Source organism: Shinella sp. OV683 (assembly GCF_057787725.1).
Map to the genome: position 1 here is coordinate 132,770 of NZ_CM173543.1, position 24,391 is coordinate 157,160.

General features: G+C 60.2%; 29 protein-coding genes. 7 read left to right on the forward strand and 22 right to left on the reverse strand.

Features of this window, described 5'->3' with window-relative positions:
• Positions 1-20 precede the first annotated feature (20 nt).
• The 4 genes from ACXHRN_RS00630 to ACXHRN_RS00645 form a co-directional block, all read right to left on the reverse strand.
• Positions 21-845: a carbohydrate ABC transporter permease gene (locus ACXHRN_RS00630; RefSeq protein WP_488639434.1), complete on the reverse strand. Its 825-nt coding sequence runs from the start codon at positions 843-845 to the stop codon at positions 21-23.
• A 9-nt stretch (positions 846-854) separates the two neighbouring features.
• On the reverse strand, positions 855-1,727 hold the full coding sequence (locus ACXHRN_RS00635; RefSeq protein WP_488639435.1) for a carbohydrate ABC transporter permease: 873 nt from the start codon (positions 1,725-1,727) through the stop codon (positions 855-857).
• Positions 1,728-1,907: 180 nt separating this feature from the next.
• Entirely contained in the window at positions 1,908-3,218 is a 1,311-nt protein-coding gene (locus ACXHRN_RS00640) for an ABC transporter substrate-binding protein (RefSeq protein ID WP_488639436.1), read from the reverse strand.
• A gap of 209 nt (positions 3,219-3,427) precedes the next feature.
• Positions 3,428-4,378 carry a sugar-binding transcriptional regulator gene (locus ACXHRN_RS00645; protein WP_488639437.1) on the reverse strand — a complete coding sequence of 317 codons (951 nt, stop codon included), beginning with the start codon at positions 4,376-4,378 and terminating at the stop codon, positions 3,428-3,430.
• Between the two features lie 147 nt (positions 4,379-4,525).
• On the opposite strand from ACXHRN_RS00645, the gene ACXHRN_RS00650 reads away from it, so the two are divergent.
• Positions 4,526-5,275 carry a type 1 glutamine amidotransferase gene (locus tag ACXHRN_RS00650; RefSeq protein WP_488641777.1) on the forward strand — a complete coding sequence of 250 codons (750 nt, stop codon included), beginning with the start codon at positions 4,526-4,528 and terminating at the stop codon, positions 5,273-5,275.
• Here the strand turns inward: ACXHRN_RS00650 and ACXHRN_RS00655 are convergent.
• Positions 5,248-5,538, reverse strand: a complete 291-nt coding sequence (locus tag ACXHRN_RS00655) for a hypothetical protein (RefSeq protein WP_488639438.1) — start codon at positions 5,536-5,538, stop codon at positions 5,248-5,250. The two genes, ACXHRN_RS00650 and ACXHRN_RS00655, sit on opposite strands and share 28 nt — an antisense overlap.
• A 285-nt stretch (positions 5,539-5,823) precedes the next feature.
• Here ACXHRN_RS00655 and recF point away from each other — a divergent pair, with 285 nt between their 5' ends.
• Positions 5,824-6,948: a DNA replication/repair protein RecF gene (recF, locus tag ACXHRN_RS00660; RefSeq protein ID WP_488641778.1), complete on the forward strand. Its 1,125-nt coding sequence runs from the start codon at positions 5,824-5,826 to the stop codon at positions 6,946-6,948.
• 327 nt (positions 6,949-7,275) lie between these two features.
• Here recF and ACXHRN_RS00665 read toward each other — a convergent pair whose 3' ends face one another.
• From ACXHRN_RS00665 to pxpB, 5 genes are all read right to left on the reverse strand, one after another.
• Entirely contained in the window at positions 7,276-7,944 is a 669-nt protein-coding gene (locus ACXHRN_RS00665) for a FecR family protein (protein WP_488639439.1), read from the reverse strand.
• A gap of 180 nt (positions 7,945-8,124) precedes the next feature.
• Positions 8,125-9,159, reverse strand: coding sequence for a proline racemase family protein (locus tag ACXHRN_RS00670; protein ID WP_488639440.1), 1,035 nt, complete (start codon positions 9,157-9,159; stop codon positions 8,125-8,127).
• Positions 9,160-9,171: 12 nt separating this feature from the next.
• Positions 9,172-10,422 (reverse strand): NAD(P)/FAD-dependent oxidoreductase, encoded by a 1,251-nt coding sequence (locus ACXHRN_RS00675; RefSeq protein ID WP_488639441.1) that lies wholly within the window; start codon positions 10,420-10,422, stop codon positions 9,172-9,174.
• Positions 10,423-10,425: 3 nt separating this feature from the next.
• On the reverse strand, positions 10,426-11,394 hold the full coding sequence (locus ACXHRN_RS00680; RefSeq protein ID WP_488639442.1) for a 5-oxoprolinase subunit C family protein: 969 nt from the start codon (positions 11,392-11,394) through the stop codon (positions 10,426-10,428).
• Entirely contained in the window at positions 11,391-12,071 is a 681-nt protein-coding gene (gene pxpB, locus ACXHRN_RS00685) for a 5-oxoprolinase subunit PxpB (protein WP_488639443.1), read from the reverse strand. The genes ACXHRN_RS00680 and pxpB overlap by 4 nt, the downstream gene beginning before the upstream one ends.
• Before the next feature lie 141 nt (positions 12,072-12,212).
• On the opposite strand from pxpB, the gene ACXHRN_RS00690 reads away from it, so the two are divergent.
• From ACXHRN_RS00690 to ACXHRN_RS00700, 3 genes are read left to right on the forward strand one after another with little or no spacing between them, the layout of a single operon-like run.
• The gene (locus ACXHRN_RS00690; protein WP_488639444.1) at positions 12,213-12,995 is read left to right on the forward strand and encodes a LamB/YcsF family protein; all 783 of its coding nucleotides are present in this window, start codon (positions 12,213-12,215) and stop codon (positions 12,993-12,995) included.
• Positions 12,996-13,003: 8 nt separating this feature from the next.
• Positions 13,004-13,429 (forward strand): acetyl-CoA carboxylase biotin carboxyl carrier protein, encoded by a 426-nt coding sequence (locus ACXHRN_RS00695; protein WP_488639445.1) that lies wholly within the window; start codon positions 13,004-13,006, stop codon positions 13,427-13,429.
• Entirely contained in the window at positions 13,413-13,781 is a 369-nt protein-coding gene (locus ACXHRN_RS00700; RefSeq protein WP_488639446.1) for a hypothetical protein, read from the forward strand. Before ACXHRN_RS00695 ends, ACXHRN_RS00700 begins: the two co-directional genes overlap by 17 nt.
• 2 nt (positions 13,782-13,783) lie before the next feature.
• Here the strand turns inward: ACXHRN_RS00700 and ACXHRN_RS00705 are convergent, their stop codons facing one another.
• The 10 genes from ACXHRN_RS00705 to ACXHRN_RS00750 all read right to left on the reverse strand — a co-directional run bounded on the left by ACXHRN_RS00705 (position 13,784) and on the right by ACXHRN_RS00750 (position 21,347).
• Positions 13,784-14,038 carry a hypothetical protein gene (locus tag ACXHRN_RS00705; RefSeq protein WP_488639447.1) on the reverse strand — a complete coding sequence of 85 codons (255 nt, stop codon included), beginning with the start codon at positions 14,036-14,038 and terminating at the stop codon, positions 13,784-13,786.
• Between the two features lie 11 nt (positions 14,039-14,049).
• Complete coding sequence (locus tag ACXHRN_RS00710; protein WP_488639448.1) at positions 14,050-15,222, reverse strand: hemolysin family protein; 1,173 nt, start codon at positions 15,220-15,222, stop codon at positions 14,050-14,052.
• 12 nt (positions 15,223-15,234) lie between these two features.
• A complete protein-coding gene (ybeY, locus tag ACXHRN_RS00715) occupies positions 15,235-15,750 on the reverse strand; it encodes an rRNA maturation RNase YbeY (protein ID WP_488639449.1) in 516 nt (171 codons plus the stop codon).
• Positions 15,750-16,838, reverse strand: coding sequence for a PhoH family protein (locus ACXHRN_RS00720; protein WP_488639450.1), 1,089 nt, complete (start codon positions 16,836-16,838; stop codon positions 15,750-15,752). Before ACXHRN_RS00720 ends, ybeY begins: the two co-directional genes overlap by 1 nt.
• Positions 16,835-18,217: a tRNA (N6-isopentenyl adenosine(37)-C2)-methylthiotransferase MiaB gene (gene miaB / locus ACXHRN_RS00725; protein WP_488639451.1), complete on the reverse strand. Its 1,383-nt coding sequence runs from the start codon at positions 18,215-18,217 to the stop codon at positions 16,835-16,837. Before miaB ends, ACXHRN_RS00720 begins: the two co-directional genes overlap by 4 nt.
• A gap of 27 nt (positions 18,218-18,244) precedes the next feature.
• Positions 18,245-19,045, reverse strand: a complete 801-nt coding sequence (gene olsA / locus ACXHRN_RS00730; RefSeq protein ID WP_488639452.1) for a lyso-ornithine lipid O-acyltransferase — start codon at positions 19,043-19,045, stop codon at positions 18,245-18,247.
• Positions 19,046-19,051: 6 nt separating this feature from the next.
• Positions 19,052-19,483 (reverse strand): Fur family transcriptional regulator, encoded by a 432-nt coding sequence (locus tag ACXHRN_RS00735; RefSeq protein WP_488639453.1) that lies wholly within the window; start codon positions 19,481-19,483, stop codon positions 19,052-19,054.
• Between the two features lie 49 nt (positions 19,484-19,532).
• Positions 19,533-20,024, reverse strand: coding sequence for a GNAT family N-acetyltransferase (locus ACXHRN_RS00740; RefSeq protein ID WP_488641779.1), 492 nt, complete (start codon positions 20,022-20,024; stop codon positions 19,533-19,535).
• Between the two features lie 93 nt (positions 20,025-20,117).
• Positions 20,118-20,768, reverse strand: coding sequence for a tRNA (adenosine(37)-N6)-threonylcarbamoyltransferase complex dimerization subunit type 1 TsaB (gene tsaB, locus ACXHRN_RS00745; protein WP_488639454.1), 651 nt, complete (start codon positions 20,766-20,768; stop codon positions 20,118-20,120).
• Between the two features lie 15 nt (positions 20,769-20,783).
• Entirely contained in the window at positions 20,784-21,347 is a 564-nt protein-coding gene (locus ACXHRN_RS00750) for a NifU family protein (protein WP_488639455.1), read from the reverse strand.
• A 198-nt stretch (positions 21,348-21,545) separates the two neighbouring features.
• Here ACXHRN_RS00750 and ACXHRN_RS00755 point away from each other — a divergent pair, with 198 nt between their 5' ends.
• Positions 21,546-22,010 carry a hypothetical protein gene (locus ACXHRN_RS00755; protein WP_488639456.1) on the forward strand — a complete coding sequence of 155 codons (465 nt, stop codon included), beginning with the start codon at positions 21,546-21,548 and terminating at the stop codon, positions 22,008-22,010.
• Between the two features lie 39 nt (positions 22,011-22,049).
• Here the strand turns inward: ACXHRN_RS00755 and ACXHRN_RS00760 are convergent, their stop codons facing one another.
• Positions 22,050-22,541 (reverse strand): universal stress protein, encoded by a 492-nt coding sequence (locus ACXHRN_RS00760; RefSeq protein ID WP_488639457.1) that lies wholly within the window; start codon positions 22,539-22,541, stop codon positions 22,050-22,052.
• Positions 22,542-22,568: 27 nt separating this feature from the next.
• Positions 22,569-23,633, reverse strand: a complete 1,065-nt coding sequence (gene trpS, locus ACXHRN_RS00765; RefSeq protein ID WP_488639458.1) for a tryptophan--tRNA ligase — start codon at positions 23,631-23,633, stop codon at positions 22,569-22,571.
• Between the two features lie 319 nt (positions 23,634-23,952).
• Between trpS and ACXHRN_RS00770 the strand changes: the two genes are divergently transcribed.
• Positions 23,953-24,384 carry a YcbK family protein gene (locus tag ACXHRN_RS00770; RefSeq protein ID WP_488641780.1) on the forward strand — a complete coding sequence of 144 codons (432 nt, stop codon included), beginning with the start codon at positions 23,953-23,955 and terminating at the stop codon, positions 24,382-24,384.
• The last annotated feature ends 7 nt before the right edge of the window (positions 24,385-24,391 follow it).

Genomic DNA, 24,391 nt, shown 5'->3' on the forward strand with positions numbered 1-24,391 from the left:
CTTATTGCTTGACGGCCTTGTTACTTGACGGCGCCGAATGTCAGGCCGCGAACGAGCTGCTTCTGCGAGAACCATCCCATGACCAGGATGGGCGCGATGGCCAGTGTCGAGGCCGCGGAAAGCTTGGCCCAGAACAGGCCCTGCGGGCTTGAGAACGAGGCGATGAAAGCGGTCAGTGGCGCCGCGTTTGTGGTGGTCAGGCGGATCGTCCAGAACGCTTCGTTCCAGGCGAGGATGATGTTGAGCAGCATGGTCGAGGCGATGCCGGGCACGGCCATCGGGGTCAGGACATAGACGATCTCACCAAACAGCGATGCTCCATCCATACGCGCCGCTTCGAGGATCTCGCCGGGAATTTCGCGGAAGTAGGTGTAGAGCATCCAGATGACGATCGGCAGGTTGATCAGCATCAGCATCACGGTCAGACCGATGCGGCTGTCGAGCAGGCCAAAGTCACGGAACAGCAGGTAGATCGGCACCAGCACGGCCACCGCGGGCATCATCTTGGTGGACAGCATCCACATCAGGATGTCCTTGGTCTTGCTGGTCGGTGAAAATGCCATCGACCAGGCCGCCGGTACGGATATCAACAGCGCCAACAGTGTCGAGCCGACCGACAGGATGACGGAATTCATGAACGGCTTGAAGTAGTCCTTCTGCGTCTGCACCTCGACATAGCTTTCGAAGGTACCGGACGGAATCAGGTTGAACCCCTGGATCGCCTCGGTTTCGGACTTGAAGCTGGTGATGATCGTATAGAGGATCGGAAAGAAGATGATCAGTGCGATGATCCACGCAGCGATGGTAAAGGCGGCGGTTCTTCTGGTTGATACAGCTCTGGCCATGATGTCCTCCTACTTGTCCAGGTTCTTGCCGACGGCGCGCATCAGGAAGAAGGCGACGATATTGGCAAGGATGACTGCGATGATGCCGCCTGCCGAAGCGCCGCCGACGTCGTAGCCGAGCAGGGCCGTGCGGTAGATCAGGAAGGGCAGGTTGGTGGAGGCGTAGCCCGGGCCGCCATTGGTGGTGACGAGGATTTCGGCATAGACACCCAAGAGGAAGATCGTCTGGATGAGGATGACGACGGTGATCGAACGCGCCAGATGCGGCACGACCAGATAGATGAAGCGGCTGACGAAACCGGCGCCATCCATTTCGGCGGCTTCCTTTTGTTCGCCGTCGAGCGATTGCAGCGCGGTGAGCAGGATCAGCGTCGCAAACGGCAACCATTGCCAGGCGACGATGATGATGATCGACAGCAATGGATACTGGCCGAACCAGTCAACCGGCTTGAGGCCGATCGCGCGGTTGATATCGGCAAGCACGCCATATTGCGGGTGCATGATCATGTTCTTCCACACCAGTGCCGCAACGGGCGGCATGACGAAGAACGGCGAGATCACCAGGATACGGACGATGCCCTGTCCCCACATCGGCTGATCGAGCAGAAGTGCGATGGCGATGCCGCCGATCACCGTGATGAATAGCACGCCTACAACGATCGCCAGCGTGTTCCAAATCGACTGGAAGAAGGCCGGGTCGGTGTAGAAATACTGATAATTGAACAGCCCGGCAAAGCTGACATTGCCCGGATTGAGAAGATTGTAGTTCTGGAAAGAGAACCACAGCGTCATCGCTAGCGGTACGACCATCCAGATCAGAAGCAGGCCGACCGATGGCGCCATCATGAAGCGGGCCAGGGTGCGTGTGTTTTGCGTTGCCATTGGAAATGCTCCTCCCGTGTCCCCCGGAGCGTCCTGCTTGTCGCAGGTTACGTCGCCAGGCCTGATTCATCGACAAAGCTGAGTTTCGGGGCGGGCTCTCTGATGGTGCTTCTGCGCGCGGCCACTTCCGAAAGGGCTGCCCGGAGAGGGCCGGGCAGCCAGTTGCCTTGGGAGACCTTTTTACTTGATGTATCCGGAGCGGGTCATTTCGCGTACGGAAACCGATTGCGCCTGAGCGAGCGCATCATCGACGCTCATCTGTCCAGCAAGCGCTGCAGAGAAGAGCTGGCCTACAGTGGTGCCGAGACCCTGGAATTCCGGGATCGCCACGAACTGCACGCCGACATAAGGGACCGGCTTGACGGTCGGCTTGGTCGGATCGGCCGAGTTGATCGAATCCAGCGTCATCTTGGCGAAAGGCGCTGCCTTCTGGTACTCGGGATTGCTGTAGAGCGAGGTGCGCGTGCCCGGAGGAACGTTTGCCCAGCCTTCCTTGGAAGCGACGAGGTCGAGATAGCCCTTCGAGGTTGCCCAAGCGATGAACTTCTCTGCACTTTCCGCCTTCTGCGTGCCAGCCGGGATTGCGAGCGTCCAGGCCCACAGCCAGTTGCCACGCTTGCCGAGGCCGTTGTCCGGCGCCAGCGCATAGCCGACCTTGTCAGCGACGGTAGAGTCCTTCGGGTTGGAAACGAAGGAAGCGGCGACCGTTGCGTCGATCCACATGCCGCACTTGCCTTGCTGGAAGAGCGCCAGGTTTTCATTGAAGCCGTTGGACGAGGCACCTTCCGGGCCGGCATCCTTCATCAGCGTCACATAGGTATCGAGCGTTTTCTTCCATTCCGGCTGGTCGAACTGTGGCATCCACTTTTCGTCAAACCAGCGTGCGCCGAAGGAGTTCGACATAGCCGTCAGGAACGCCATGTTTTCACCCCAGCCGGCCTTACCGCGAAGGCAAATGCCGTTCACGCCGGTGGCGCGGTCGGTCATCTTGCGAGCGGCTTCACCGATGAACTCCCAGGTCGGGGCGTCGGGCATCGTCAGCCCTGCCTTTTCCATGAGGTCCTTGCGGTACATCACCATCGAGCTTTCGCCGTAGAACGGTGCTGCATAAAGCTTGCCGTCTGCGGACAGACCGCCACGGATGGCGGGCAGGATGTCATCGACGTCATAATCGGCGCCAAGATTGTCGAGCGGCAGAAGCCAACCCTGCTTGGCCCAGATCGGAACTTCATAGGTGCCGATCGTCATGACGTCGTATTGGCCGCCCTTGGTCGCGATGTCCGTTGTGACGCGTTCACGGAGTACGTTTTCCTCGAGAGTGACCCATTCAAGCTGAATGTCCGGGTTCTTCTTGGTGAAGTCGTCGGTCAGCTTCTGCATGCGGACCATGTCGCCGTTGTTGACGGTGGCAATGGTCAAGGTTTCTGCATTTGCCATGGAGAACATGGCAATTGCCGAGCAGGCGCCCAGCAAGATCGTTTTCAATGTCATGATCTTCCTCCCAGAAGAAAAATGAGCAAATGCTATGCTCATGGGCATTTATTCGACCATTGCGACGAACTGTCAAGCGGAAATCGTCGCTGCGGTGCAGCAATGTTTATTTGCCATGTGAAAAAAGCAGGGCGCGAAGGCGCGAAAACGCCCAAGAAATGCCACTGAGACGGCATTTCCCGTAACGAAATCAGGAAAATGGAAGGAAATCAGGCTGGGGAAGCCAGCAGCTTCTCGGCCGTTTCTTCGTCAGTGATCAGCCCGTTGATCAGGGCGCCGCGAATGGCGGCTCGGATGCCGGGCAGTTTTCGCGGACCTTTTGCGGCGGCAATCACCAGCGATGTGTCGCGCGGCGGGATGGGTGCCGAGGCAACGCGCTCGTTGGTCAGCCCGGCGATCAGCTTGCCATTTTCATCGAACGACCAGCCGACGATCTCGCCAACCGCGCCAGCGACCTGGAGCGCCTTCAGCTCCGTCGTCGTAATAAATCCATCGACGAAAAGCGGGGCGTCATCCGTGAGTTCGCCGATGCCAACGAATGTGACTTCGGCTTTCTTCGCAAGATCCAACGTCGGGCGCATCATTGCCTGGGCATGCAGCATTTCCCGTTCGCTCGGCGTCGTGGCGATGACCGGCAGTGGCATCGGAAAGGAGCGCACATTGACCGTGTCCGACATCGTGAAGACGACGTTGTAGTACGCCGCAGAGCCATCCGGAGCGATATTCCCTGTCAGCGACACCACCTTGTGCTGGCGACAGTCCATGCGCGGCAGGAGCTCGACGGCTGCCTTGAGCGTACGGCCCGTGCCGACGGCGATCAGGACCGGATCTTCCCGCCTCAACCAACGTTCGAGTTCGGCGCTCGCCGATTCGGCAATGCCGGTAATGGTCGATTCCGAACCGGGGTCGGTCGGCACCACATCGACGAATTTGAGCTTGAAGCGTTCGCGCAGGCGATCGGAGAGTTCGAGACAGTTGGCAATGGGGTGATCGATCTGCACCCGCACCAGCCCTTCTGAGCGTGCAAGCGAAACCAGCCGCTGCGCCGTTTGCCTGCTGACGCCGAGTTTGGTGGCGATCTGATCCTGGGTATTTCCGGCGACGTAATAGAGCCATCCCGCGCGTGCGGCGTCGTCTAGGCGGGTGGATCTCTTTGTCATGGGATAAGGCAGCCTCCAAATGCTGAGCGGATATTAGGAGCGAGTTCGTTTTTCTGCCAGAGGGGAAGAGAAAAAACCCGACAGCCGCTTGGATTTGCGCGACGAAGCCGTAACTTCAGACAAACGAGGCGAATCAAGGCGGGCATGATGCGGATACTGATTGTCGAAAATTTCAAATCCTCCGAGCTCGGCCAGGTTGGCGTGGCGTTGGAAGAGGCCGGCGCGGAGCTCGAATTTGTCAAGCCGTTCATCGGCGAGACCCTGCCGGAAAGCCCTGACTCGTATGATGGCATAGTGGTGTTCGGCGGCGAGCAGAGCGCTATCGACGATCACATTCATCCGTATCTTCCTGATCTTGCCAGGCTGATGCGTAGTTTTGGCGAGGCGGACAAGTCGGTGCTCGGCATCTGCCTCGGCAGCCAGATCCTGGCGCGCGCCTACGGTGGGGAAAACCTGCTGGGGAAGGCGCATGAATTCGGCTGGAAGCAGATCGAGCTCACCGAAGAGGGGGCCAACGACCCGGTGCTTGAAAAAGCCGGTGAGGCGTTTTCGACGTTTCAGTGGCACGGCGACACATTCACGCTGCCCGAACAGGCGGCGCGTCTTGCCTCAAATGGCGCGACGCCCAATCAGTGTTTTCGCATCGGGCGGGCGAGCTATGGCATGCAGTTTCATTTCGAGGCCAGCCAGAAGGTGGTGGAAGGCTGGAACGCCGGCTTTGCCGATACGATGGAGCGTCTGTCGCCGGGTTGGAGCGAGGGCTACAAGCATCTCGCGGAAACATACGGCCCGTCGGCCGATGCCACCGGTTTGGCGATTGCGCGGGCGTGGGTCGCCACCGTCAATGCCGGATCGGTTGCGGGTTCGGCTCAGCGTGCCGCAAATGTGATGAGCTGAACGGTCGCAGCGCCACTCTGCGCGAACGCGGACTGCTGGTCGCGAATGAAATTGCCGATCGACAGGAAGATCAGCTGAAGTTTCGGCTGAAAGCTCTGCGACATGGAGCGGCCGGTCGGGATGGAGCCCGTCACGATCTCATCGGTCGTGACCACCATGTGCTGGCGACTCAGTGAACCCAGGCTCATCGCTTCGGCGCTCGGAACGGCAAACGCACTGATGGCGATAGTGGCGGCAACGGCGATAGCGGATGTCTTCAGCATTGTCCTGTCCCTGTTCTCTGGCCGTCCAGTCCTGTTTTTTCTCGAGGTGACTGGCGTTTTGCGGCACGTATTTCGTTTCTCTGAAGCTGAGATTACCGCGGCGTGTTTGCGGTCCGCTTAAGTGGATCGGTAAAATTGTTTGCAATTGCGGATTTCTGTATCGTGGCGGCACAGGGCGGGCAAAACGAGACGTCCAAATCCGGCTTTTCCGATTTGCGCCGGGAAATGCTATTGAGCGGAGACGATTCTTTCGACCGCCATTCCTGGAAAGCACCTGCGCCGTTCATGCCCGAGAAAGTCACAATAAACCGGATCACGCTGACCGCCTTCCGCAACTACAGCCACGCGTCGCTTACCTTGGACGGCAGGCATGTGGTGCTGACGGGTGAGAATGGAGCCGGCAAGACAAATCTCTTGGAGGCGATTTCCTTTCTGTCACCGGGTCGCGGGCTTAGGCGTGCGGTCTATGCCGATGTCGCCCGCCAGCAGCAGGACGCCGGGTTTTCGATCTTCGCGGAAATCGACGGCATGGAGGGAAGCGTCGAGATCGGCACGGGGTTTTCGCCGGGCGCCGAGGCTGCGACACGTCGGGTGCGGATCAATGGCACGGATGCCAAATCGGCCGACGAGATGCTTGATCACCTGCGCATTCTCTGGCTGACACCGGCGATGGACGGGCTTTTCACCGGTCCCGCGTCAGATCGGAGACGGTTCATCGATCGTCTCGTGCTGTCGCTTGATCCAACGCACGGGCGGCGTGCTTCGGATTTCGAGCGCAGCATGAAGATGCGCAACAAGTTGCTTGAAGAGGGCCGCTACGATGCGGACTGGCTGACCTCCGTCGAGCGGCAAATGGCCGGTCTCGGCGTAGCGATCCTCATAGCGCGCGCCGAGCTTGTTTCGCTATTGCTGCATCTCGGCGATCGGGAAGGTTCGGGTTCTGCGTTTCCGAATGCCGATCTGCATGTGACCGGCTTTCTCGACGGCATGCAGGGACTGCCGGCGCTCGATCTCGAGGATCGCTATGTCGACCTTCTGGCAGAGGGACGCTATCGGGACCAGGGAGCCGGGCGCACGCTCGAAGGCCCGCATCGGATGGACCTGATTGTCAAACATCGCGAAAAGGCGATCGAGGCAGGGCTCTGCTCGACCGGGGAGCAAAAAGCGTTGTTGACCGGACTGGTGCTCGCGCATGCACAACTCACGGCCAATATGACAGGCGCCGCACCGATCCTGCTTTTTGATGAGATCGCCGCGCATTTCGACGCCAAGCGGCGGGCGTCGCTGTTCGACCTGATCGACCAGCTTGGCGGCCAGGCCTTCATGACCGGCACCGACCGAGATCTTTTCGAGGCGCTCGGCGACCGCGCGCAAATGCTCACTGTCGCCGATGGCGCCATACAATCCTGATCGCCGTCAATGCCGCGGCACGCAATCGTCCATTACCAAAGTTTAATTTAGCGGCCTTGGCCCGCTTCATTGAAATGCCACATTTGCGGAGGCACATTAGGTGATCGGCAGCCGGTGCCCCTTGGCTGCCATTCCGGAGTTTGGCACGTCCCCCGCCGACCCGGACTTGCGAACAGGACGCCCCTTATTCCTTGTTCGCACTTAAAGAAGACCGTCATGGCGTTGCCCTCCGGCCATGGCGGTCTTTCCATTTTCTGGATCTTCCCAAACTTGCAGGCATGAAAAAGGCCGGACTGCGCCGGCCTTTGTTCCGCGATTTTGCGTGTCCTACATCAGGCCGACGCTCTTGTAGGCTTCCTCGATGCGGCCCTTGCCCCATTTCTTGGTTTGGGAGACGTCGGCGCCGAACAGCGAGCGTGTCTTGGCATCCGAGGCGATATCGACGCCCTCGCCGGCGCCAACCTTGCGGATCGTGGTGCCGCTTTTCACCTCGACGAGGCCATGCTCGACGAAGACGGCGAAGTTGCCACGGCTCTGGCCGGTAAAGAACTTGGTGCCGCGCACGCCGATCTGGCCGAAAGTCGTGCGGATCGTCAGGTCGATTTTCGGCATGCCTTCCGGCCGGTCGAAGACCATGTCGCCGGAGACGAGTTCGAGTGTTCCGCCCTGTTCGGCAAGGAAGCTGTCGAGCAGCACTTCGGTGTTCGACCCCATGATGATCTTGGTGTCTGAGCCTAACATCATCGAGGCAAAGCTCTTCTCGCCGGTGGTCATCAGGTCGTTGTTGTTAAGCGGTGCGCCAGACTTGATCTTGGTCTCGATATCGTTCTGTGTTCTCAGAACATTGCCCTTGGCGTCGACAACTTCGCCGATGCGGTCGTCGGCCAAAGCCGGCAATACAGATGCCAATGCCAGTGTTCCAGCCAGTCCACCGGCAAGGCCGAGCGTTTGGCGCCGCGTCAGGCCTTTGTTGATGTAAAATGTTTTACCGAACATGGCAGGAGCCTCCTGAAAGTCGTTCTCAACAAGCTTATTCCTGACGTGGCGTTTTTGAAAGCGACGTCAGGAACAGCTTTGATCTGTTTCATTATCACCGCCAATGTTTCAGGACGATGTTTCCGGGGGAACATCGGTATTATCAGCCTGTTACAAACGACCTGCGATCGGCCTGCCCGGTTAGCGGATCGAACCGGCCTCCGGCCCCCAGACATCGGTGACCGCAAAGCCATCTGCCGTCGGGTCGGTGGGGTCGAGCGCCACCTGCGTCAGCCCGAATGTCCAGGCGCGGCCTGAAATGGTGGGGATGATGGCGGGTCGGCCGGCGATCTCGGTGACTTCCTTCAGGCCAACGCGGAACTCTGTGCCGATGGTCGAGCGCGAGGTCAGCACATCTCCAACCTTGACCTTGCCGCGAGCATAAAGCGTGGCGAGATTGGCCGAGCTGCCGGTGCCGCAGGGCGAGCGATCTACGCGGCCGGGCCACATCGTCGTGCAGGTGCGCACGGCCCCATCGGGCTCCTCGCCGCGGAACATGACATAGGCAACGCCGGAGATTTCCGGGATTTCCGGATGCACGACCTTCATCGTCCTGTTGATGGTTTCCTTGAGCGCCATGCCGGCTTCCACCAGGCCGCGTGCATTGGCCTTGCTGATCTCCAGCCCGACCGACGATGCGTCTGCGATCGCATAGAAAATGCCGCCATAGCAGATATCGACCTTGACCTTGCCCCAGTGTTCGGTCGCAACCTCGACATCGAGATCCAGCACGAAGGAGGGCGGCATGGTCAGCTCGACGCGCTCGCAGCGGCCGTCCTTGCAGGTCGCCGTTGCTTTGACGAGCCCTGAGGCGGTGTCGAGCATGACGATGGTTTCGGGCTCCTTCATCTCGACAATGCCCATCTCCAGCAGCGCGGTGGTGACGCAGATCGCGTTGGAGCCGGACATCGCATGCGCCTGGTCGGCCTGGAGGATGATGAAGCCGGCATCGGCGCCTTCGCGCCTGGGCGGCAGCAGCAGGTTGACCGAGCCCAGAGGACCCGAGCGCGGCTCAAGACACAGGAAGCGCCTGATACTGTCATCGACATGATTGATGTAATGCAGCTGTTCGGCGATCGAATTGCCGGGAATGTTGGGCACGCCGCCAGTTGCGAGACGGCCGATCTCGCCCTCGCAATGCACATCCACCAACTGGATCGTCCGCTTCCATCTCATTGTATTGTCCTGTCAAAATCTGTCGATGCGGAAGGGGTTCATGTCGACCGGCGGTCTCCTGCCCATGATCATGTCGGCCATCAGAATCCCCGTGGTCGCGGCGAAGGTCAAGCCGAGATGAACATGCCCGGTCGCGTAGAAAAGACCGTTTGTCGCGGCCGAGGGTGACAGAATCGGGATCGGCTCCGGCAGCGATGGCCGATGACCCATCCATTCGCTGTAGTTCTCGACTTTCAGCGCTGGCAAGGCGAATTTGGCATGCTCGACAAGAATGCGCGCACGCCGCCAATTGGGCGGGCGTTTCACTCCGGCCATTTCCACTGAGCCGCCGACGCGGATGCCGCCCGCCGTAGGTGTTATCATGAAGCCGCGTTCCGGCCAGATAAGCGAATAGGTAAGATCCATGCCTGGCGACATGATCTGGGTGTGATATCCTCGCTCGGTTTCCAGCGGGATCGCCTCGTCCAATGCCTCGGCAAGCGCGCGGGTTTGTATTCCCGTGGCCAGCACCAGCCGGTCGGTCTCGATGCGGCGGCCATCGTCAAGGACGAGTGCTGTCACACCACGATTGTCATGTTCAATCCGACTGATATTGCCGGCGACCATTGTGCCGCCGTTTCGCTGCATCGCTTCGACCAACCGCCCGACCAACAGGAACGGGTCGGAAATGAACGGGTTCTGCGGCAGCAGCGTGGCTTTGGGGATTGCCGGATTGAGCGCCGGCTCCCGCTCCCGGATCTCGCCTCGCGTCAGTATTTCGTATTTCAGGCCATACTCATCCATGAGCTCGCGATTGCAGTGATCGTCTTCAAAGGCCTTTTCGGAGCCGTAAAGTGACAGGCATGTGGCTTGGCTCAACATGTCGCGGGCACCAATCCGGTCGAGCACTGTGGTCCAGTCATCGAGTGCGCGCGTGGCGAGGCTTGCGCCTGCTGCCTCAATGGCACGGATCCGCGACGGCGTGCCGGCGGCGAGGAATTTCAGGAACCAGGGCAGCATCTTGATGGCATGACGAGGATGGGCTGCAACAGGCGCTTCCGGATCGACCAACCAACCGGGAATCCTCTTCCAGGTGGAGGGGCGCGAAATCGCTTCGAAGCCGTTGATGGCGATGCTCGCCATATTGCCGAAGGAGGCGCCGCGGCCCGGTTCCTGCCGATCGACGAGAATGACTTTCTCTCCACGTGCAGACAATTCGTGGGCGATTGATGCGCCGATGATGCCGGCGCCAGCGACAACAACGGGAAGTTTTGGGCTATTCACGAATCATCCTGCCTTCAATAGCTGGGCCTGCGGGATCGGAAGAAGGTTCCGCAAGCGCCTGATCTTCAATTCTGCTTCGCGTACAGCGGCAACCGCCTGCTTGCGCGTGACCTCGACAAAGCCAAACTCGGCGCCGGTCGGCAATTGCGCCAGTTTCCACAGATCGGGCTCGATGACGTGGCCGATCTTGGGATAGCCGCCGCAGGTGTTGGCTTCGGCGAGCTGGATGACGGGCTGGCCGGACGGCGGCACCTGGATCGTGCCCGGCATGATGCCATGCGAGAAGAGTTCGAGTTTTTGCGTCAACGCCAGTGCCGGGCCTTCGAGCCGCATGCCCTGACGGTTGTTCTCCCTGGAGACGTGCCATTGCGTCGCGAGAAGCGCGTGCTGAGCCTCCGCAGTGAACGCGGAGAACTCGGCTCCGCGCATGAAACGCAGGGAATGGGCGTTTTCGCGAAACATCGTTGGGTCTACACCGAAACCGTCCGTCTGCTTCAGGCCAACCGAGGGGATTCCCAGCTCCAACCGATCGCCGCGTGTGAGCGTCCGGCCGTCCAGGCCGCCGAAGACGCTCTTGAGGTCCGTGGCGCGCGAATCCAGCACCAGCGGTAGGTCGATGCCGCCCGCGAAGCTGATGTAACCGCGTGCGCCTTCCTGGGGCGGATCGATCCTGAGTTCATCGCCCGCTTCAGCTCTCCGCGACCACCACGCCGGCAGCGTCACATCGTTCAGGGTCACTTTTCCCGTCGCTCCCGTGACGGCAAACAGGCAGGGCGCATGAAAACGCAGCCGGAACGGAAAGATCGAGATTTCGATGCCTGCGGCATTTTCCGCATTGCCGACCATCAGGTTGCCGATCCTCAGCGCGTCGGCGTCCATGGCACCACCGCGACCGATGCCCTGGTCGAGATAGCCGGGCCGGCCGAGATCCTGCACCGAATTCATCAGCCCCGAAGACAGAATTTCGATCATGCCACCACCTGCGGCACGAAACGAATGCGGTCGCCGGGCTTGAAATATGCTGGGCGTTCGCGGTGCGGATCGAACAGGTCGAGCGAGGTGCGGCCGAGAATGTGCCAGCCGGACGGCGCGGTGACTGGCATGATGCCGGCCTGGGTGCCGCCGATGATCACAGATCCTTTTGGTACGCCGCTGCGCGGATTGGAGAGTCGAGGTGCCGCGAGAAGCGGATCAAGCCCGGAGAGATAGACGAAACCCGGCATCGCGCCGACTGCGGCCACGGAATAAAGCGGCGCTGCGTGGCGCGCGATGACTTCATTGACCGGCATGTCCTTGGCCATGGCGAATTCGATGAGATCGACACCCATCTCGCCACCATAGACGACGGGCACGTCGTGGACATCCTGCGCCATCCCGGAGGGTTTGATTCTCGACCATGCCTTGCGTATCTTCGTCCGGAGTTTGGCCCCGTCCACCTCGAGGGGGGCAAACGTCACCATCAGATTGTTCATGCCGGGCACGGTTTCGCGGACTCCGTGTGCGGATTTCAGCTTCTCTGCGAGCCGCCAGATTCTGGCCTGGACGTCATCCGAAAAAGCCTGCCCCGGTCGGTGCAGCAACAGGGCGCCGGGTCCTTCGAAGACGAATTTGGTGATGTCGGTTTCTGGCACGGGAAATGTTCCGGACATTGGATTTCCAACTGATATATCAGATTGCCACGACTGCCTACACCACACGGAAAATATTCTTGGCGCGTCAAGCTGCCGCTTGTGTGGCGCAACATGCGAAGTCTAGTATGATCTGGCGACAATTGCACCCAAGGTAGCACGATGACGGCAGGCGACAGCGGACTGGTGGTCGATCTCAACTCCGATATGGGTGAAGGTTTCGGCGCCTGGAAGATGGGCGACGACAGCGCCATGCTGGATATCGTGACATCTGCCAACGTCGCTTGCGGCCTGCATGCCGGCGATCCCGAAGTCATGGCGAACACATTCGCCAAGGCGAAGGAGAAGGGCGTGTCGGTCGGTGCGCATCCCGGCTATCCCGATCTGTGGGGTTTCGGTCGCCGCAACATCCCTTTCACCATGGGCGAGACCGAGCGGCTGATCGCCTACCAGATCGGCGCGGCCGAGGCGATGGCCGCCTATGCCGGATATAAGATCACCCATGTGAAACTGCATGGCGCACTCGGCAATCTCGGCCAGCAGAACAAGGACGTGGCGCTTGCCGCCTGCCGGGCAATCAAGGCCGTCAATCCGAGGCTGGTGTGCCTGACGATCGCGCTGGGCGAGATGGAGAAACTCGCCCCAGAGATGGGACTGACGATTCGTTCGGAGATTTTTGCCGATCGCGCCTATACCGATGAAGGTTATCTCGTCGATCGCAAGTTGCCGGGGGCGGTGCTGCACGATCCCGAAGAAATCGCCGGACGGATCCTGTCGATGTTGAAGGAAGGCGCGATCGAGACCGTCACCGGCAAGAGGCTCAAAACGCCGATCGACTCCATATGCGTGCATTCCGATACGCCTTCCGCCGTCGACATTGCCCGACAGTTGCGCGCATCGCTCGAAGCGGCTGGCGTTGGTGTCCGGCCGTTCGCCGGGGTATGAGGACGATCATGGATCTCGAGTTGATCGAAAAAATGATGCGCATGCTGGAAAGCTCCGAGCTCAACGAGCTCGATGTCACCGAGGGTGGCATGCGCATCCGGCTTGCCAAGCAGCGCGGCAATGGGGCCGCAGCCACGGTACACGACCCGAATGGGGATATGCTCGACGGGAAGTTCTTTGTGCCGGAGGGGCTTGGGCTGACGATCAGGGCTGGTATGGCAGGCACTTTCTATCGCTCGCCTTCTCCAGGCGCACCGCCGTTTGTTGAAATCGGCTCGCTGGTGAAAGAAGGTGAGCAGCTTGGTATTGTCGAGGCAATGAAGATGCTCAATCCCGTAGAAGCTGAACACGACGGCATCGTCGTGGCCATCCATACCGCCGATGGAAGCTCGGTCGAACCCGGGACTGCGCTTTTTGATGTCGAGCCCGATTGAGATGGCTCTGGTCAAGATTGCAAGGGCAGACGAACGCAAGCTGCTGCGGATGATGGCCCGCTACGGCATTGCCGAGTTTGTCTATTCGGCCCCAGGCTGCGATGTCCAACTCACGTTTGAATCCAAGTTGCATCCGGAAATCACGTGCCGCCAGGCCGGCAGGTTCCTGCACCGCCATCCCGCCGACACGTCAGGCCCTGCTTTTCCGCGCGATGTCCGCAAGGGCGAGATTGTCGCCTATCTCAAGATCGGTGCGCTGCTGATGCCGGTGACGGCCAGCGAGGACGGCTGGTTGCCGTCACCGCTGGTCGAGCATGGTGCAATCGCCGGCTACGGCGATATTCTCTTTTGAGCTCAGCGCTTGGCGCGCAGGATGCGTTTCCAGATCGTGCCGCCGAGGAAACGATTGAAGACGACGAAGTAAGCGATGATCAGCGCAAACATCAGCAGCGCAGGGCCGCCCGTCAGGTTGAAACCGCCCTCGGTCCGCCCACCGAACACGGTCGCGACTGCGAATCCAAAAACGAAGAACGCGGTGAAGAAGTCCAGGATCGCGGCGAGAACAATGCGCCAGGTCGAAGGTCCTGCCGGTCGTTGAACGTCTACCATTTCGTTTCCCCCTAGATGTCGGAGCCCTTTTCCGACTCGGTCGGAGGTGCTACCTCTGTTTCAGCCTCGGTGCCGCTCTCGGCCTCCTCGCGCGCCGTGCGGCGACGCGCCGGTGCACGCTTGCGGGTGATCCGTACTTTCTTGATGCGGCGCGGATCGGCATCCAGCACGTGGAACTCGAAGCCCGGAACGGCCTGGACGACTTCGCCGCGTGCCGGAATGCGGCCGAGCTCTGCGAAGATCAGGCCGCCCAGCGTGTCGACTTCGTTGACCTGGCCGGAAATATCGAAATCCGGACCGATCGCGGCCGCGATCTCTTCCAGCTCGACGCGGGCATCGGCCACGAAGACATCGGCGGAGGGATGCGTGAACATCACATCCTCGTCGTCATGTTCGTCCTCGATGTCGCCGACCAGCATCTCGACGATGTCTTCCAGCGACGCCAGCCCATCGGTGCCGCCATATTCGTCGATGACCAACGCCATCTGCGTGCGCTCGGCCTGCATCTTGGCCATCAACTCGGAAGCAAGCATTGACGGCGGCACGAACAGCACGGGCCGGATGATGCCAGCCTCGGCAATGGTCGTGTCGGGATTGACGCGGGAAAGGTCGAAAGGCTTGGGCGCCTTGGACGTGGACTTTGGCGCCGGAGTGGGTGCTGCAGGCACAGGCGCGGCAGCTGCAGCGGCGTTCGACTTCGGTGCAGCGCGGCGCTTGTTGCGGCCTTCCTTGATCATATAGCCCAGGAGGTCGCGGATATGCACCATGCCCTTGGGATCGTCGAGCGTTTCCGAATAGACCGGCATGCGCGAGCGGCCGGTGTCGTGGAACAGCAGCATCAATTCGCCGATCTTGGTGTCCTGATCGATGGCCTCGATTTCGGCGCGGGGCACCATGACGTCCTCGACCCGGACTTCGCGGAAACGCAGGATGTTGTTGAGCATGGCGCGTTCGACAGGCGAGAAGCCGATCGAGGCGCTCTCCTCGGTTGCCAGCACATCGGCGAGATCCTCGCGAAGGCTCGACGCATTTTGGGGACGCAACAGGCGCGCCACCTTTGCCCAGAGCGATGGCCTGGGCGAGGTGGTACTCTCACCTTTTATCGAATTGCCGCCGTCATCGGCGCCATTATGCGCCGAAGGCTGGTGTGCCGCTTCATGCGGCCGTGTGGAAAAGTCGTTCATTGCCTCAAACTGTCAAATGTGGTCATCATCCCCGTAGGGATTTTCAAGGCCGAGTTCCGCCAATATGCGGATTTCCAGACCTTCCATGACCGCCGCTTCCTCATCCGTTATATGGTCATAACCAAACAGGTGCAGGAAGCCATGCACCAGGAGATGCGTCAGATGATCGTCAAATGACTTGCCGAGGTCAAGGGCCTCGCGGCGCAAAGTTTCCTCGGCAAGGATGATGTCGCCCAACATCGGCCCCGGTTTGCCGCCGGGAACCAGTGGAAAAGCAGGGAAAGACAGCACGTTTGTCGGCTTGTCCTGCCCACGCCATTCCGCGTTGATGCCCCTTATATCGTCGTCGTCGGTGAAGACCAGCGAAATCTCGATCGGCTGTTTCGCAAAGGGCTGCTTCTCGTTCACAGCAAGAAATGCGGCAGCCTTTTCCAGCACTTGCGATGCGAAACTGCCGAGCTTCTCCTCGTCCGGCCAGTTGCCTGCCTCGACGCCGAGCTGAATATCCAGCTTTTGCGTCCGAGGCATCAGGCTTCCGGCTGGGAGCTGTTGGCAGCGCCTTCAGCGTCATAGGCGCGGACGATGCGGGCCACGAGCGGGTGGCGCACCACGTCGGCGTCCTTGAAGCGAACCACCGTGATACCCTCGACACCGTTGAGGATATGCAGCGACTCGATCAGGCCGGATTTGGTGCCGCGCGGCAGGTCGACCTGACTCGGGTCACCGGTGATGATCATGCGGCCATTCTCGCCAAGGCGGGTCAGGAACATTTTCATCTGCATGGCGGTGGTGTTCTGCGCTTCGTCGAGGATGACGCAGGCATTGCCGAGCGTGCGGCCGCGCATGAAGGCGAGCGGTGCGATTTCGATGACCCCGGCGGTGATGGCGCGTTCGACCTTGTCGCCCGGCATCATGTCGTAAAGCGCGTCATAGAGCGGGCGCAGATAGGGATCGACCTTCTCCTTCATGTCGCCGGGCAGGAAGCCCAGGCGTTCGCCCGCCTCGACGGCGGGGCGCGAGAGGATGATACGATCGACGGCACCGCGTTCTAGCAACTGGGCAGCATGGGCGACGGCGAGATAGGTCTTGCCGGTGCCGGCCGGGCCGACGCCGAACACCAGTTCCGAACGCTCCAGCGCCCGCATATAGGCGTCCTGGGTCGGAGTGCGCGCAACGATGGTCTTCTTGCGTGTCGAGATCTGGCCCATCGTCAGCTTGGCTTTCTTTTCGAGAGCGGGAAAGACAAGTTGGTCGTCGGCGGCCTGCGCCATGCGGATGGCGCCTTCGACATCGGATGCTTCGATGGCGCCGCCATTCTGAAGCCGGCCATAGAGATAATCGAGCGTCCTGCGGGCAAGGTTCGTCGCCGCGACATCGCCAGAAATCGACACGGTGTTGCCGCGAGATCGGGCCTCGATGTGGAGCCGATCCTCGATGAGTTTGAGATTCTGGTCAAACTGGCCGAAAAGCTCGCTTGCGAGGCGGTTGTTTTCGAAGGTAAGAACGAAGTGACTGGCGTCTGCCGGAGTCCGGATTGGCGGGCGCTCATGAGAAGACATCAACTCGGGTCTGTTCAAACCGTCCTGCTCCTGTTGATCGACCGGTCGGTCTGTCATGCCAATTCGGCGTGGAGACTGTTGGTCCCGGTCTTGCTGATTCGTGCCCTTATAATGTCACCGATTTTTATATCTTTTGCATCAATAATAACGGGCAGCAGCCAAGGCGACCGGCCAACCACCTGGCCTTCAAAACGGCCTGGCTTTTCCACAAGGACATCAAGCTCTTGGCCGACCAGCGATTGCTGGAACTCAGTCTGCTGGCGAAACAACAGCGCCTGCAGACGCTCGAGCCGCGCGGCCTTGACGTCTTCGGCCACGTGATCCGCAAGGTCTGCACCGGGTGTGCCGGGCCGCGCCGAATATTTGAAAGAGAAGGCCTGGGCATACCGGACGCGCTCGACAAGCCGCATCGTCGCTTCGAAATCCTCGTCGGTTTCGCCGGGAAAACCGGTGATGAAATCGCCGGAAAGCGCGATATCCGGGCGGGCGGCGCGAATCTTATCCACAAGCGCGATGTAGTCGGCAGATGTGTGGCGGCGATTCATCGCCTTGAGAATGCGGTCCGAGCCGGATTGTACCGGCAGATGCAGGTAAGGCATCAGCTTGCGGAGATCGCGATGCGCCTCGATCAGCCGCTCATCCATGTCACGCGGATGGCTGGTCGTGTAGCGCAGCCGGGCGATGCCGGAGATTTCGGCGAGGTGATAGAGCAGATCGCCGAGTCCCCAACTCTTGCCGTCGGGACCCTGGCCATGCCAGGCGTTGACGTTCTGGCCGAGCAGGGTGATTTCGCTGACCCCGGCATCCACCAGGCGCGCGGCCTCCGTGAGGATCTGGCCCAACGGCCGCGAGACTTCCGAGCCGCGGGTATAGGGCACCACGCAGAAGGTGCAGAACTTGTCGCAGCCTTCCTGCACGGTCAGGAACGCCGAGACGCCGCGGGCAAGGGTCTTTTCGCGGTTGATCTGCGGCAGGTATTCGAACTTGTCCTCGACGGCATAGTCCGTCTCGATCACCCGTTCGCCATTGCGGGCACGGGCGATGGCATCCGGCAGGCGGTGGTAGGTGGTCGGGCCGATAATGACATCGACAACCGGCGCACGGCGGGCGATTTCCGCACCTTCGGCTTGCGCGACGCAGCCGGCAACGCCGACCATCAGCTCGCGGCCGACCTTGGCGCGCGCCTTCTTCATCTTCTGCAGCCGACCAAGCTGGGAATAGACCTTCTCGGCGGCCTTTTCTCTGATGTGACAGGTGTTGATGAGCACGAGATCGGCGTCATCGACGGTATCGGTGGATTGATAGCCGCTCTCCGACAGCGCATCGGTCATGCGCTGGGAGTCGTAGACATTCATCTGACAGCCATAGGTCTTGACGAACACCTTCTTGGTGTTCGAAAGCGGCTCGGCGGGCTTTGGCGATACGATCTGGTCCATGCCCGGCTCTTTAGAGCATGTCGCTGGTCATTTCAATGTGTCGCGGCCATGCAGCATGTTGTGCAGCATGTCGCGGATTTCGCTCTCTGCCTCGGTGCTCAGCTGCTTGCGATTGGTTGTCGCCGTGACCTCGATCGGCGCGCCGAAAGCCACCTCGACATCCAGCGCCCCTTCCTTGAGCACGCCCAGCAGATGCGGCAAGAGCTCCACGTCGCCCGGCCAGGCGGCAATCGGCCGGTAATACAGGCCCATCGGCAGGCCGTGCACCTTGGTATAGGCAACGGCGACCGGCTGGACATGCACCATGCCAGTCCTGGATTCCACGGCTGCAGAAGTTGCGGCGGCAAACAGCGAGGACTTGATCGGCAGCAGGCCATTGCCGTCAGACGTCGTTCCTTCCGGAAACAGCACGACAATCTCGCCGGCGTTGAGCCGGTCGGCCATGTCATTGGCCTGGTCCTGCGTCTTGCGGCGCTGCTCGCGCTCGATGAATATCGAACGCTGCAGGCGGGCAAGGATGCCGAAGATTGGCCAGTCGCGGACTTCGGCCTTGGCGACATAGGTAACGTCGGCAATCGAAGCCAGGACGAGGATGTCGAGCCAGGAGCAGTGGTTGGACACGAGCAAGAGCGGTCGCTCGACGCCTGGCGCGCCGCGGACCACCACCCTGATGCCCATCGCCCAGAGCGTCATCTTGTGCCAGTAGCGTGGCAGGCGATTGCGCCAGGGATGCTTGAGCCAGAGAAAAACCAGGTGAAACGGTAGCAGCACCAGCGTCATCACGGCAACGAACAGAACAGCCAGCGTGATGCGGATGTTGGCGATCATCGCCCGCTACTGCTTCTCGTCGCGAGACAGCGGTATGCCGTAGAGTTCCAGCCGGTGATCGACGAGCTTGAAGCCGTGCTCGCGGGCAATCTTTTCCTGCAACGCCTCGATCTCGGCCGAGTGGAACTCGATGACCTGCCCGGTCTTGAGGTCGATGAGGTGGTCGTGATGCTCCTCGGGGACGGTCTCATAACGCGAACGGCCGGCGCGAAAATCATGCCGTTCGATAATGCCGGCATCCTCAAACAGCTTGACCGTGCGATAGACGGTGGCGATCGAAATCTTGGAATCGACCAGCGACGAGCGGTGATAAAGCTCTTCGACGTCGGGATGGTCCGATGATTCCTGCAGGATGCGCGCGATCACGCGACGCTGGTCGGTCATCCGCAGGCCGCGTTCGGCACAAAGCTCCTCGAGCGTTTGGGTGATGTCCGCCATATCAGCTACCTCTGCATCCCGTCCCGAAGGACATCCTATTGCAGGGGAACTAGCGGAGATCAAGCCGCATGACAAGCGCCGTGGATTTGTTGCCCTTGGCGTCGGAATAGTAGCCCTTGCGCTCGGCGACCTGGACGAAGCCCAGCTTGCGGTAGAGGCCGATCGCAGCGACATTGCCGTCATCGACTTCCAGGAACATCGTCTCGCCGCCGCGCGTCTTGGTTTCGCGGATAGCTGCCAGCATCAGCCGCCAGCCGAGGCCCAGCCGGGGAAACCTGTCGGAGACAGCGACCGTCAGGATTTCGGCTTCGCCTGCCACTTCACGGCAGAGCACGAAACCACCAAGTGCCGCGGAGGCTGAATTGGTAATCCGGGCGGTAAAGCCAAAAACATTGGATTGGGTCATCAGGGAGTGGAACTCGCCATCGCCCCAACCGCGATAGAAGCGTTCGCCATGCAATTGGGAAAGATCGCGGCAATCATCGGGGCCGGCCGGAAATACATCGAATTCCGCCTTGCGAGAAAACAGATTTTCGAGCAGCGACACCGGATTCATCGATATTTCCATCCCAGAGAGGTGTTTTCTCCTATAATCACCGCAAAAGATTGATAAATATATATAGTTTTTGCGATTTCAGGCGTGTTTTACCGCGTAACCTGATTGCGGCTTGGCATCGGCGCCGCGGATATAAAGCGGCTGTGCTTTTGTCGTCGCCGGTAGCCGCGCGCCAATCCGTCCGATGACATCAAGCGGAAAGGCATCGATCTGCGGCGAGGGTGCTCCAGACAGGACCGCCGCTCCCGATCCGACGATATCAGCGCCGTGCTGCTCGGCAAGAGCCTTGATATCCTCATAGGCGAGTTCCGCTGGCTCTGACCACGATGATCCATCGGCGGCAAACAGCTCAGCATAGAGCGCATCGCGCCGCGCGTCGATTGCCGCCAGAACGGCTCCTCCTGCACCGGCGAGATGCGGCTCGGCAACCACCTGAAGCGTGCTGACACCGACCGCAGGCACCTTCAGCGACAAAGCCAGCCCGCGCGCCAGCGCCACGCCGACGCGAATGCCGGTAAACGAGCCGGGACCGACGGTTACCGCGATCCGCTCGACATCGCCAAGCGACACCCGTGCTTCGGCAACGGCCGCCTTCACCATGCCGGGCAGCACTTCCGCATGCCCCTTGCCGATCGTTTCCGACCGGTGGGCACGCATTGCATCTTTAGAGCTGTCATAGATCCCGGCCGCGCATTCAGGGCCGGAGGTGTCGATTACCAATACGAGCATCGGCGTTCCGCCGGCTCAGACGGCTTCGACTTCCTGGACTTCCGGAATGAAGTGGCGCAGCAGGTTCTGGACGCCATGCTGGAGCGTGGCCGTCGAGGACGGGCAACCGGCACAGGAGCCCTTCATGTTGAGGAACACCTTGCCGTCGCGAAAACCACGGAACGTGATGTCGCCACCATCCTGGGCCACGGCTGGGCGCACGCGCGATTCCAGCAGTTCCTTGATGGTGTTGACGATGTTGATATCGCCTTCGTCGAAGAACTCGTCACCAGAATCGAGCTCTTCCGCCGTACCATTGCCGCCCATGATCGGCGCGCCGGACATATAGTGTTCCATGATGGCGCCGAGGATCGCCGGCTTGAGATGCGCCCAGTCGGCGTCGTCCTTGCTGACGGTGACGAAGTCATAACCGAAATAGACACCGGTGACGCCGCGGATATCGAACAACCGCGATGCGAGCGGCGAATCCTGGGCATCGTCGGCATTGCGAAATTCGGCAGTGCCGGTTTCCAGCACGACCTTGCCGGGAAGGAACTTGAGGGACTGCGGGTTCGGGGTAGCTTCGGTCTGAATGAACATCGGTATCTCCGGAGATCCATGCGGTTCAAGGCCGCAGGATTTTAGAACTGTTCCAAATAAAATAGGACCTTTGGATGCTGTGCGCAAGAGTAAAAGAAGTGCAACAGCGTCAAGAATTCGAGCGCCATCACGCATTGAACCGCCTGCGATCTTAACGGCAATCTAGTAGGCCTATTGCAGCTTTGAAAGTAAACGTCGATGAATGGTGGAAGCAGCCAGGAGCGATCGGCAAAGGCCCAATTTATGGATGAGATAGGAGAATTCACCTGGAAGTTCCTTGACGAAAACTCGGGCTTTTCGGTTATGTTCGACGACGATGGGCGTGTCGCCTACGCCTACATTTTAGACCCGGACGGGAACATTGTCGGCGATGTCTGGCTCTACAATCGTTGCGAGACGCCCGCGGAGCCTGAATGGCACGACAAGAGCCAGCTGCCATTTGCGAATCCGGCGAGCTTTGTAAGGGGCGAAGCGCGCATCGAGCCTGTCAGCAACGTTTGCGACGTTAAAGTGCAATGGAAACTAATGGACGACGGGCAACTAAGAGCGAATGTTCTGATCAGGAATCATCTTGCCGGCGTCTTGACCAACGGTTCTAAGCCGGGCTGGTCAACCCAAGCCTCGAGAAACGGTCCTCTGGCGAAGGCTATCGACGATATATGAACGGCTCGGTCAAGGCACCAAAAGGCTTGCTCAAGCACCCTACGACAGTGCGTCGATATCCGCATCCGTCAGGTGTTCGGGCACGATGGTGACCGGGATCTGGAAGGCAGCGCCGCGTGTCGCAACTGCGGTGACCAGAGGGCCGGGTCCTTCCTTAGCGCTACTTGCAGCCAGGACGAGGATGGCGATGTCGCGATCTTCCTCGATCAGTTGCAGGATCTGGTCGGTGGCCTTGCCCTCGCGGATCACCAGTTCCGGCTCGGTGCCGATGGTCTCGCGAACTTCCTGGGCGATCTTGGCCATGACGGTCTCGGCCTCTTCGCGCGCTTCGGCCCGCATGATCTCGCCGACGCCGATCCATTGGTTGAAGTCGGCATCGGAGACGATGTAGAGCAGCACCAGCCCGCCGCCCGAATTCTTGGCGCGCATGCCGGCATAGTGGACGGCGCGCGCGCATTCCGGAGTGTTGTCGATCACCGCCATGAACTTGCGGCGGTGACCTTCCAGTCGCGATTGTCTGATGGATACCATCGGTGCCCCCCTGCGCTTGGCCGAGTCTTAGCGCAGAAAACCGATGATGTCGCGCACTTCGTTCATCGTCACCTTGGCGCGTTCGCGTGCCCGCTCGCCACCCTTCTTGAGGATCGCGTCGATGTGCGTCGTGTCATCCATGAGCCGGCGCATTTCGCCGGTGATCGGCGACAGCACCTGCACGGCGATGTCGACGAGCGCCGGCTTGAACACCGAGAATTGCTGACCGCCGAATTCGGCCAGGACATCGGCCTTGGTCTTGTCGGTCAGCGCCGCATAGATGCCGACGAGATTGTCGGCTTCCGGGCGGCCCTTGAGGCCGTCCACTTCCGACGGCAAGCCGTCCGGGTCAGTCTTGGCCTTGCGGATCTTCTTGGAGATCTCGTCCTGGTCGTCCATCAGGTTGACGCGGGAGAGGTCGGACGGGTCGGACTTCGACATCTTCTTGGTGCCGTCGCGCAGGCTCATGACGCGGGGCGCCGGGCCATCGATCAGTGGCTCCACCAGCGGGAAATAGGAGTGCACCTGCTCGTTGCCGAGGGTGACATCCCTGCCGAGGCCGGCCCGACGAATATGGCCCTGATAGTCATGGTTGAACTTCATGGCGATATCGCGGGCGAGCTCCAGATGCTGCTTCTGGTCGTCACCGACCGGCACATGGGTGCCGCGATAAACGAGAATATCGGCGGCCATCAGGCTGGGATATGCCAGCAGGCCGAGCGAGGCGTTCTCGCGGTCCTTGCCTGCCTTGTCCTTGAACTGGGTCATGCGGTTCATCCAGCCGATGCGGGCGACGCAATTGAACACCCAGGCAAGCTCGGCATGCTGCGGCACGGCGGACTGGTTGAAGACGATGTGCTTTTCAGGATCGATGCCCGAGGCGATGAAGGCTGCGGCGATCGAGCGGATCTGGCCACGCAGGTCGTCGTGCACCAATTGCGCGGTGAGCGAATGCAGATCGACGACGCAATAGATGCAGTCATTGCCGTCCTGCAGCGCCACGAACTTGCGGATTGCGCCGAGATAGTTGCCGAGATGGAGATTGCCGGTCGGCTGGACGCCGGAAAAGACGAGTTTCTTGAATTCGGTCATGATGTCCTCATAGGGAGCAATGGTGCCCAATGCTCCGGGCTTGTGGAGGGCCCCAGGGCAGTATGTCGCCCATGTTGCTAACGGACGGGCTTATGCACGTCAGATACGTGACAATCAAGGGGCAGCACAGGGCGATGCCGAGCAGATTTTCCTGAGTTCCATGCGTTAAGCCGCATGATATGCGGAATTGGCGAGGCCGTTCTGGCTTTTGAGCATTCCTATCCTCAGAAAAGCCAATTTCTTGGAATTCTTTTCCGGCGTGCGGCAACTCTGGACCCCGAACAGTCAAGCTGGCGGGTCCCATGAGGGAGGTGGTGTCATGCACAATGCCTGTTCCATGGCTCTGGCGACTGTGTTCGCCTTTTCTTCACTTTGTATCGAAGACACAGAAGCCGGGTCGAAAAGAAAGACTTATCGCATTTCGGAAAAACCCCGTGTAATCCTCGCATATGCCATGCAAACGCCACGCGTCAGCGCGAATTGTTTTCCAGGGCGCCTGCGTGCCGTTCTTGCGCATATCGCGCGGCGAACGGGGCGCAGGCCAATGGTGACCTCTGGCCTCAGGCATGCCGGCCGACATGGCTCCTATCACCGGAAATGCATGGCGGCTGACATAAGAGTGCCCGGTGTTTCCGTCTCGCGAGTTGTTGCGGCGGCGAGAAGTGCTCCCGGGATCGGTGGCATCGGAACCTATTGCAACGGCATTGTTCATGTCGATGTCGGCCCGCGGCGGCGATGGTTCCATTGCTGAACAGGTA